The organism is Teichococcus deserti (assembly GCF_001982615.1).
GTDB classification, from domain to species: Bacteria; Pseudomonadota; Alphaproteobacteria; order Acetobacterales; family Acetobacteraceae; genus Pseudoroseomonas; species Pseudoroseomonas deserti.
In genome coordinates this window covers 34,898-44,487 of the sequence record NZ_MLCO01000173.1, presented here as the reverse complement: position 1 = coordinate 44,487, position 9,590 = coordinate 34,898, and the positions used below count along the sequence as shown (strand labels likewise).

The following is a 9,590-nucleotide window of genomic DNA, read 5'->3' as shown; positions in this document are numbered from 1 at the left end:
CAGGTCGGGAGGACGCAGGGGGGAGAGGGGCGCGCGCCCGGTCGCCGCGGCCAGTGGCTGCGGCCGGGCGCGCGCGGGGTCAGGCCTTGGACTTGGCCTTCGACTTCGACCGGGGCGCCGCGGCGGCGTCGTCCGCGTCATCCTCCCCGGCGCCGTCCTCCTCGCCGGCGGCGCCATAGGGCAGCCCCTCGGCGAGCTCGGTCAGCAGGGCGTCGGTCCGCTTCTCCTCCTGCAGGGTCTCGTCGAGCAGCTGCCCGGCCTCGTCCAGGCCGAGCTTCTGCGCCCAGCTCTTCAGCAGGCCGTAGCGGGCGATCTCGTAATGCTCGACCGCCTGGGCGCAGCCGACCAGCACATGGTCCGCCGCCTCGGTGCCGGCGAAATCCTCGAGATCCTCCTCCATCTCGGCGCTCAGCCCCTGCATCGCCTCGCAGGTCTTGGCGCGGGCCGGCTTACCGAGCAGCTCGAAGACGCGGACCAGGCGCTCCACCTGGTTGGCGCTCTCCTCGGCATGGGTGGTGAAGGCGTCCTTCAGCGCCGGCGCCTCGGCGGCCTTGGCCGCCTTCTTCAGCGCGCGCACCGACTGCTTCTCGGCGTAGTAGACATCCTTCAGGGTCTCGTAGAAGGCGTCGTTCAGCGTCTTCTCGGCCATGCCGATGGGTCTCCTTCCGCGCCGGCCCTGATTGGCCGGGGATGAGGCGGAAACGCGCGGAACGGCGATCGGTCTAATAGTGACGTCGATTTTTAATCGATCTCTTCTTATGCCAGAGCTTCTGCTTCCAGTATCTTCGGCGAATTCTTTAACATATGTTGGACCAGCGCGGCGTCACCTTGGCGCTCTTCGTGAACAGCGGCCGGCCCCGGAAGACGCGGCGCCGCCGCGGCAGCCCGTCATCTGGCCTTCCGGGGGCCGCGCGCCTATCCTGCGCCGCATGCCCCGCTCCCCTGCCGCCGATCTCGCCCCCCTCATCAAGCTGATGCAGGCGGGCGTCCCGCCGAACCGCGCCGCCACCGAGCTGACCCGCGTCCTGGCGCTGTGGAAGGCCGAGCTGAAGGAGGATGGCGAGCAGTTCCAGGACCGCCTCGCCGGCCTTGCCGAGCAGATGCTGGCCGGCATCGAGGAGATGCACGAAGGCATCGCCGAGGCCAGCGACAAGGGCAAGCCCACGCTGCGGCGGATCCTGGCGACGCATGAGGCGGTGCTGCAGGTGGTGCGCGAGGCACAGGGGGCCGGCTGAGGCCCGCCTGCGCTTCGGCAGGCGGGCTGCCGCGCCCGCCCGGTCACCAGCCGCCGTGGCGCGGGCCGTAGCCGTTCTGGTGGCGCCAGGCGCGGCGCTGCTCGCGCTCCTGCTCGATGCGCCAGGCCTCGCGCCGCGCGGCCTCGGCGATGCGCGCCTCGTCCTGTTCCCGGCGCCAGGCGCGCCATTGCTGCCGCCGTTCCCAGCCATTGTCATAGCCGCGCGGGTCCCAGTACTGCACCGTCTGGTATTGCGCAGCCAAGGCCATGCCGGGCGGGACCATGCCGGGCGGGGCGACGAAGGGGAGCGGCGCCGCCGCGGCGCCGGGCGCCCCCAGGGTCAGCGAGCTGGCGACGAGGGTGGCGGCCATGGCCGCGATGACGATCCGACGCATCTGAACCTCCCCGGAGGAAAACTCCGATGCCGGCAGTCTCCGCGGGCAGCGTGTCCGGGATCAGGCCGAAGCAAGGCCGCCGCAAGGCAGCGGCGGACCGGCCGCGCCCGCCCCGCCGTGCCTAGATCACCGAGACCTGCCGCGGATCCACCACCAGCTGGATCGCCTCGCCCGGCGCCAGCGGCGCGCGGCCGCGCTGGTGGCTTTCCTCGGCGATCAGGGTCAGGCCGTCGAGGTCCAGCGTGTAGCGCAGATGGCCGCCCAGGAACTCGGCGCGCAGCACCCGGGCGGGCAGGGCGCCGGGCTCGGCGACCCGCGCCAGGCGCAGGCTCTGCGGCCGCAGCGCCAGGGTGGCGGGGCCGTCGGCGGCGGGCTCGGCCAGCGGCAGCACGGCGCGGCCGGCGCGGAAGATGCCGCCACTCACCTCGCCCTCGATCAGGTTGGCGGTGCCGAGGAAGCCGGCGACGAAGCGGTTGACCGGGCGGTCGTAGAGCTCCGCCGGCGGGCCCACCTGCAGCACCTTGCCGCCGTCGAGCACGGCCATGCGGTCGGCGGCGGCATTGGCCTCCTCCTGGTCATGGGTGACCAGGATGGTGGTCAGGCCGAGGCGTCGCTGCAGCGCCACCAGCTCCTGCCGGACGCCGGCCCGCAGCGCGGCGTCGAGGTTGGAGAGCGGCTCGTCGAGCAGCAGCACCTCGGGCTCGATCGCCAGCGTCCGCGCGATGGCGACGCGCTGCTGCTGGCCGCCCGAGAGCTGCGCCGGGCGGCGGTCGATCAGATGGACCAGCCCCACCAGGTCGAGGGCCGCGCGCACCTTGCGGTCGCGCTCGGCGCGCCCGACGCCGCGGCGCTCCAGCCCGAAGGCCACGTTCTGCCCGACCGTCATGTGCGGCCACAGCGCGTAGTTCTGGAAGACCAGCCCGACATTGCGGCTCCAGGGCGGGGTGCGGGTCATGTCGCGGCCGCCGATGACGATGCGGCCCTGATCCGGCGTGCCGAAGCCCGCGATCAGCCGCAGCAGCGTGGTCTTGCCGCTGCCCGAGGGGCCGAGGAAGGCGAAGAACTCCCCCTGGCGCACCGAGAGCGAGACATCCTCCAGCACCCGCGTGGCGCCGTATCCAAAGGACACGGCCTCGACCTCGACGCTCATGCGGCCTCCTGGGCTTCGGATGTTCTGGCGCGGCGGCTGCGCTCGCGCTCGGCGACCGCATGCGCGGCCCAGGTGCAGAGGGCGACGGCCAGCACGGCGATGACGCCGAGCGCGGCGCCCGGGCCGCGGCCGGCAGCACTCTGCATGTAGATGTAGATCCCGTAGGAGAGCGGCGCGTCGACGTCGCGCGTCACCAGGACCAGGGTGGCGGAGAGCTCCACGGCGGCGGTGGCGAAGCTGGTGACGAAGGCCGCCGCCAGCCCGCCGGCCATCAGCGGCACGGTGATGCGGGCCAGCGTCGCGGCCTTGCCGGCGCCGACATTCTCCGCCGCCTCCTCCAGGCTGCGATGCACCTGGCGCAGCGCGGCCGTCGCGCCGCGCAGGGCATAGGGCAGGCGGCGGATGGCGAGGACGATGATCAGCATGCCCCACCAGGTGGCCAGCGAATCACCGCCGGGCAGCCGGGTGTCGAAATAGGTGCGCAGGATGCCGATGCCCAGCACCAGCCCGGGCACGGCCAGCGCCGACATCGCGGCGAGGTCGAGCAGCGCTCGCCCGGGCAGCTTCGTGCGATGCACCAGCCAGGCGATCACCACCCCCAGCACCACGTCGATCAGCGCCGCGATGCCGCAGAACAGCAGGGTGTTGGTCAGGAATTGCGGCGTCTCGCGCAGCACGGTGCCGTAATGCGCCAGGGTGAAGGCGTCGGGCAGCGGGCTGAAGGACCAGATGGTGGCCAGGCTCAGCAGCAGGATGCCCAGATGCGGCGCCAGCACCAGGAACAGCACCGGCACGACGAAGAGCCAGGCGAGCAGCTTGCCTTGCCCCGTCATGCGCCGCTGCGACAGCCCGCCGCCGCCGCGCTGCGCCGTCGCATAGTCGCGCCCGCGCAGCAGCAGGCCGGAGCCGACCATGGCCGCCAGCGACACCGCGATCAGGATGACGCTGATCACATAGCCCATCGGGTCGGCCAGCCCGACCGAGGTGACGCGCAGATAGGCCTGCGGCGCCAGCATGTTGGTGACGTTGAGCAGCAGCGGCGTGGCGAGATCGTCGAAGACCTTGACGAAGACCAGGCTGGCGCCGGCCAGATAGCCCGGCAGCGACAGCGGCAGCACGATGGTGCGCAGCAATGTCAGGCCGCGCGCGCCGAGATTCTGCCCGGCCTCCTCCATCGCCACGTCGATGTTGGAGAGCGAGGCCGCGAGGTTCATCAGGATGAACGGGAAGTAGTGCAGCGACTGGACGAAGATGACGCCGTTCAGCCCCTCCATCAGGTCGAGGCGCAGGTCGAACCAGTCCATCAGCAGCAGGTTGACCGTGCCGTTGCGGCCGAAGATCAGCTGCATGGCGACCGCGCCGACGAAGGGCGGCATCACCAGCGGCAGCACGCCCAGCGTCGCGATCAGCGCGCGGCCGGGAAAGCGGTAGCGCGCCAGGATCACCGCCAGCGGCACCGCCAGGACCGAGGCGAAGACCACGCTCAGCCCGGCGACATAGAGGCTGTTCCAGAAGCTCTCCAGGAACAGGCTGGTGCGGAAGAAATCGGCGAAATGCACCAGGGTGAAGCCGCCCGCCGGGTCCAGGAAGGCGGTCAGGATCACCCGCCCCACCGGCACCAGCAGGAAGGCCAGCAGGAAGGCGGCGACCAGGAGCGCCGCGACGACCTGGCTGAGGCTGGCCTCGACGCGCAGCCGCGCCCGCCGGGGGCGCGCGATGGCGGCGCTCACCGGGCCCGCTGCGCCTGCTCGGCGAGGCGCTTGCCTTCGGCGTAGCCAGCGACGGCGGCGCGGTCCCATTCCTCCTCGAACTGCGCCTGGCGGCCGGCCGAGGGCTGGTCGGGCTTCGCCGCGCGGAAGGCGCCGGCGATGGCGCGGTCGGCGGCCTGGGCCTCGGTGACGGGGACGGTGGTCAGCTTCGCCCGGGCCTCGGCCAGCAGGCGCTGGCCTTCGGCGGTGCTCGACTTGGCCAGCTGCGCCTCGGCGGCGCGGACGGCCTTCCAGGCCTCGACCAGCTCCTTCAGCCGGAAGGTGATGACGCGGTCGAACAGGCTGTTCAGCAGCTCATAGCGGAGCTCGGAGACGTCGTTGTCGAAGCTCACCCGGGCGCCGAGGCTCGGATTGGTGAAGGGGTTGGGGAAGCCGGCCGGCGCCCTGGCATAGGTTTCGGCACGCACCGGCAGCCGCATCACCTTGGGGTCGAGCAGGATCTGCTGGCCCTCGGGCGAGAGCAGGAAGCGGATGAAGGCCTGGGCGGCATTCGGGTTCCGCGCCCCCTCGATCATCGCGATATTGGCCGGCACCAGGGTGGTGACGGAGGGATAGACGAACTCCACCGGGAAGCCCGAGGCCTTGGCCGAGAGGCCGAAGAAGTCGATGACGATGCCGAGCCCATACTGCCCGCTGTTCACCGCATCCGGCACGCCGAAGCTGCGGTCGGAGACCTGGGCGAAGTTGCCCGCCATCTCCAGCAGCTGCGCCCAGCCCTTGGCCCAGCCCTCGCCCTGCAGGATGGTCTCGACCGTCAAATGCGTGGTGCCCGAGCGGCTGGGGGCCGAGATGCCGACATGCCCCTGATAGACGGGCTTGGTCAGGTCGGCCCATTCCTTCGGCTCGGGCAGGCGGTTCGCGCGGAGGTAGCGCGTGTTGTACATGATGCCGTAGCCGCTGACCGCGAAGCCGAAATAGCGGCCATCCGGATCGTTGGTCGGCTGGCCGCCGATGCGCTCGGGGATGCCGGACGTGTCGATGGCCGGCTTCGCGAGCAGGCTGCCCTGCTTCAGCACCTCGAAGGCATCCGGCGCGCTGGCCCACATCAGGTCGGGCGGGCTGGAGCGGGTCTCGCGGATGAAGGCCACCGCGGCATTGGTGTTGCGGTTCTGGATCTCGACCTTGGTGCCGGGATGGGCCTTCTCGAAGGCGGTGGCGAAGGGCGTGGTTACGTCGCGGGAGAAGCTGGTGACCACCACCACCCGCTGCTCGAGCTGGGCGCGGGCCACCCCCGGCAGCAGGGCGGCGGCGCCGCCGGCGGCGAGCATGGCGCGGCGTGACAGGACTGGCGACAGCATGGCGGACCTCCCCCTCGGACAGGCCCTCCGGAACATGGGCCTGCCGTTATTTTACAGTAATGTGACACGGGGCCGCGGGCTTAGGAATGGGGTTGTGCCGGGCGTTACGCCCGCCGCGCCAGCGCGCGGGCATATTCCTCCGGGAAGCTGCGCAGCGACGAGGCCAGCACGGTCGCCGCCCCGTCGACCAGCCCGCAGCGCCCGCTGCCGGGCAGCAGCTGCGTCAGGTGGTCCAGCGCCTCGAGGTCGCCGGCGCGGCCGGTCCCGGCCTCGATCCGCGCCAGGATGCGCGAGGCCTGGTGCGTGCCGATCTTGCAGGAGGGGCACTGGCCGCAGGAATTGGCGGCGAAGAAGGCGACGTATTCCGCCGTCTTGCGCAGGATGCTGGTGCCCTCGCCGACGACGATCATCGCGCCGGTGCCGAGGCGGGAGCCGCGTTCGCGCAGGCTGTCGAAATCCAGCCGCACGTCGAGATCGGCGGCCGTCAGCAGCGTGTTGGACGGCCCGCCGGTGAAGACCGCCTTGAACGGCCGTCCGGCCAGCATGCCGCCGCCATGCTCGAAGACCAGCTCGCGCAGGGTGACGCCCATCGGCAGCTCGTGCAGGCCCGGGCGCAGCACGTCGCCGGACAGCGAGTAGAGCTTGGTGCCCGGGGCGTCGCCGCGGCCCAGCGCGCGATAGGCCGCGGCCCCGATGCGCAGGACGAGCCCCGCCTGGGCCAGGGTCTCGACGTTGTTCACCAGGGTGGGGGCGCCGTCGACGCCCTGCTCCACCGGCAGGGGCGGCTTCAGCGAGGGGAAGGGGAAGCCGCCCATCACGCTGGCGACCGCCGCCGTCTCCTCGCCGCCGATATAGAGGCCGGAGCCTTCGCGGACCGCGAGGCGCAGCGGCGCGCCGATGGCGTCGGACAGCTGCCGCAGCAGCGCATGGCCGTCCCAGGCCTGCACCGCCGCCCGCATCACGGCGACGGCGGCGGTCTCGCGCGGGTTGACGTAGAGCGCGACCTGCGCGGCGCCGACGGCGAGCGCCGCCAGCAGGGCGCCCTCGATCACCTGATGCGGCGTGCGCGTCAGCAGGAAGCGGTCCTTGAAGGTGCCGGGCTCGTCCTCGTTGCCGTTGCAGATGACCCATTTTTCCGGGCTGTCCCCTGGGCCGTTCCCTGGGCCGTTCCCTGGGCCGTTCCCTGGGCCGTTCCCTGGGCCGTTCCCTGGGCCGTTCCCTGGGCCGGGCTGCGCGGCCACGGCGGCCCATTTGCGGTGCGTCGGAAAGCCGGCGCCGCCCAGGCCGCGCAGGCCCGCGGCCTCGAGCGCGGGGATGATCGCCGCCGGGTCCTGCAGCCCGCGGCGCAGGGCCGCGCCGCCCCCCGCCGCCATCCAGGCCGCGAGATCGGCGCCGACCTGGACCTCCGTGCAGGTCAGCGGTCGCGTCTGGGAAGGCGTCTGGGGCCCGCTCATGCCGCGCGGCCCCGGTCGGCGGTGGCGTCGAAATTGCCGTAGGGCGGGAACAGGATCGGCGTCCTGCGCGTCAGCGGCAGGCCCTGCGCGATCAGCCCGCGCCGCCATTCGGCCAGGTGGTTCAGGCCGATGCTGCGCGGCCGCTCGCCGCGTGCATCCTCGGCCGCCGCCTGGCCGCCGCGGCGGCCGAAGACCACCAGCTCCAGCAGCGCATTGCCCATCATCCGGTTGCGCCCGTGCAGGCCGCCGGTCACCTCCCCGGCGCAGAGCAGCCCCGGCACCGCGGTGCGGCCGGCCGCGTCGATCGCCACGCCGCCATTCTGGTAATGCAGGGTCGGGCGCACCAGGAACGGCTCCTGCGCCGCATCGAAGCCGGCCCGCCCGGCCAGATGCGTCAGCGTCACCAGCCGCTGCGCCAGGATGCCGGGCTCGCGCGCCTCCAGCCCCGGGGTGTCGAGGAAGACGCCCTCGACGCCGTCGCGGCCGATGCCGCGGCCTTCCGCGATCTCGCGCAGGATGGCGGCGGCGACGACGTCGCGCGTCGCCAGCTCGTCGACGAAGCGGGCGCCCAGGCCGTTGACCAGGGCGGCGCCGGAGGCGCGCGCCGCCTCGCTGACCAGCGCGCCGGTCATGTGCGGCGGCCAGGCGATGCCGGTCGGGTGGTATTGCAGGCTGTCCATGTCGCGCAGCGCGGCGCCCGCGCGATAGGCGAGGACCAGCCCGTCGGCGGTGGCGCCATAGTGGTTGGAGGTGGGGAAGCCCGCCGCATGCAGCCGGCCGGCGCCGCCCGTCGCCAGCAGCGTGGCGCCGGCCCGGGCCAGCACGGGGCGGCCCTGCGCCAGGTCGTGCAGCACCGCCCCGGCGCAGCGGCCGCGGTCGTCGGTCAGCAGCTCCAGCGCCGGGTGGCGGTCGAGCAGGGTGATGCCGGGCTGCAGCAGCGTCGCCTCGCGCAGCGCGCGCATCATCTCGAGCCCGGTGAAGTCGCGATAGGAGAGCAGGCGCGCGGCCGTGGCGCCGCCGGGCTTGCGGCGCAGCAGCTGGCCGCCCATCCGGTCGCTGCCGGGGGCGAGGTCGAAGCTCATGCCCTCCTGGATCAGCCAGCGGATCGCCGCCGGCCCGTCCGACACCAGCGCCGCGACCAGCGCCTTGTCGGCGACGAAATGCCCGGCGCGCAGCGTGTCCTCGAAATGCCGCTGCAGGCTGTCCTCGGCGCCGATGGCGGCCTGGATGCCGCCCTCCGCCATCACCGTGTTGCTGTCGCCGAGGCGCAGCTTGGTGGCCAGCAGCACGCGCGCCCCGGCGCGCGCCGCGGTCAGGGCGGCGACGCAGCCGGCGCCGCCGCCGCCGATGACCAGCACGTCCGCCTCCAGCACCGGCGCGCCGGCGATGTCGACATCCTCGACCAGCGCATCGGCCTGCAGCAGCGCGGCCAGCTCGGCGCGGCAGGGCTGGCCGGCGCTGCTTCCGACCGCGAGCGTCACCATCGCGCTGTGCTGCCGGTCGGGATGGAAGCGCTCGAGCAGCGCGGGCACCGGCAGGGGGCTCGCCACGGCCGGGGCAGGGGCCGCGCCGCGCCAGGCGGCGAGCGCCGCCGGATAGGGCCGCGTCATGGCGACGGCGCCGCGGCCGGGTTGGCGCCGGGGGCCTCCGGATCGATCGGCTGGCCGCCCTGCTCGATCTCCCGCAGCCGCGCGATCAGATCGGCCGGGCGCAGCGTCAGCGCGGCGGTCATGCGTCGGACGAACTGGCCGAGATGGGCCGGGTCGATGTGTTCCGGGCAGGCCGCGACGCAGAGGTTGCAGAGCACGCAATGGTCGAACAGGGCAGCGGCGGCGAAGGCCTGGCCCTCGGCGGCCAGGGTCACCATGCGCTGCACCGCGATGCCCTTGGGGCAGGCATGGTCGCAGCCGCCGCAATGGCGGCAATGTCGCGCCTCCGGGAAGACACGGTCGATCTGCTCCAGCGCCGTCCAGCTGTCGGTCAGCGCATGCAGGTCATAGGCATGCGCGCGGCGCGCGGGGAAGTGATCGACGAAGGAGACCTGCATGCCCGCCTCGGCCTGCATCTCGCAGGCCAGGGCGGTGCCGGCCAGCCGCTCGCCCGGGCGGCGCACCAGGACGCGGCAGGCGCCGCAGACGCCCTGGCCCATGCAGCCGACATTCTCCGTCAGCGGCAGGCCGGCGGCGATCCAGGCCTGCAGCAGGGTCGCGCCGGCGCGGGCGCGGATCGGCTGGCCGTCGAAGGTGAAGGCGATCTCGGGCGGCGCCTCGGATCCCGGCTCGGTCATGGC

At 73.1% G+C, this 9,590-nt stretch carries 9 protein-coding genes; 1 reads left to right on the top strand and 8 read right to left on the bottom strand.

The window, feature by feature from the left end; translation table 11 throughout:
* Positions 1 to 79 precede the first annotated feature (79 nt).
* Positions 80 to 649, bottom strand: a complete 570-nt coding sequence (locus BKE38_RS17130; protein ID WP_076958489.1) for a YciE/YciF ferroxidase family protein — start codon at positions 647 to 649, stop codon at positions 80 to 82.
* 280 nt (positions 650 to 929) lie between these two features.
* On the opposite strand from BKE38_RS17130, the gene BKE38_RS17125 reads away from it, so the two are divergent.
* A complete protein-coding gene (locus BKE38_RS17125) occupies positions 930 to 1,235 on the top strand; it encodes a hypothetical protein (RefSeq protein WP_076958488.1) in 306 nt (101 codons plus the stop codon).
* 43 nt (positions 1,236 to 1,278) lie between these two features.
* On the opposite strand, the gene BKE38_RS17120 is transcribed toward BKE38_RS17125, so the two are convergent.
* The 7 genes from BKE38_RS17120 to BKE38_RS17090 all read right to left on the bottom strand — a co-directional run bounded on the left by BKE38_RS17120 (position 1,279) and on the right by BKE38_RS17090 (position 9,587).
* Positions 1,279 to 1,629, bottom strand: coding sequence for a hypothetical protein (locus tag BKE38_RS17120; RefSeq protein WP_076958487.1), 351 nt, complete (start codon positions 1,627 to 1,629; stop codon positions 1,279 to 1,281).
* Positions 1,630 to 1,750: 121 nt separating this feature from the next.
* Positions 1,751 to 2,779 (bottom strand): ABC transporter ATP-binding protein, encoded by a 1,029-nt coding sequence (locus tag BKE38_RS17115; protein WP_076958486.1) that lies wholly within the window; start codon positions 2,777 to 2,779, stop codon positions 1,751 to 1,753.
* Positions 2,776 to 4,509, bottom strand: a complete 1,734-nt coding sequence (locus BKE38_RS17110; protein ID WP_076958485.1) for an ABC transporter permease — start codon at positions 4,507 to 4,509, stop codon at positions 2,776 to 2,778. The genes BKE38_RS17115 and BKE38_RS17110 overlap by 4 nt, the downstream gene beginning before the upstream one ends.
* Positions 4,506 to 5,846 carry an ABC transporter substrate-binding protein gene (locus tag BKE38_RS17105; protein ID WP_083747620.1) on the bottom strand — a complete coding sequence of 447 codons (1,341 nt, stop codon included), beginning with the start codon at positions 5,844 to 5,846 and terminating at the stop codon, positions 4,506 to 4,508. The genes BKE38_RS17110 and BKE38_RS17105 overlap by 4 nt, the downstream gene beginning before the upstream one ends.
* 104 nt (positions 5,847 to 5,950) lie before the next feature.
* Positions 5,951 to 7,300 carry an NADH-ubiquinone oxidoreductase-F iron-sulfur binding region domain-containing protein gene (locus BKE38_RS17100; protein ID WP_076958484.1) on the bottom strand — a complete coding sequence of 450 codons (1,350 nt, stop codon included), beginning with the start codon at positions 7,298 to 7,300 and terminating at the stop codon, positions 5,951 to 5,953.
* A complete protein-coding gene (locus BKE38_RS17095) occupies positions 7,297 to 8,910 on the bottom strand; it encodes an FAD-binding protein (RefSeq protein WP_076958483.1) in 1,614 nt (537 codons plus the stop codon). The genes BKE38_RS17100 and BKE38_RS17095 overlap by 4 nt, the downstream gene beginning before the upstream one ends.
* On the bottom strand, positions 8,907 to 9,587 hold the full coding sequence (locus BKE38_RS17090; protein ID WP_076958482.1) for a 4Fe-4S dicluster domain-containing protein: 681 nt from the start codon (positions 9,585 to 9,587) through the stop codon (positions 8,907 to 8,909). Before BKE38_RS17090 ends, BKE38_RS17095 begins: the two co-directional genes overlap by 4 nt.
* Positions 9,588 to 9,590: the final 3 nt, after the last annotated feature.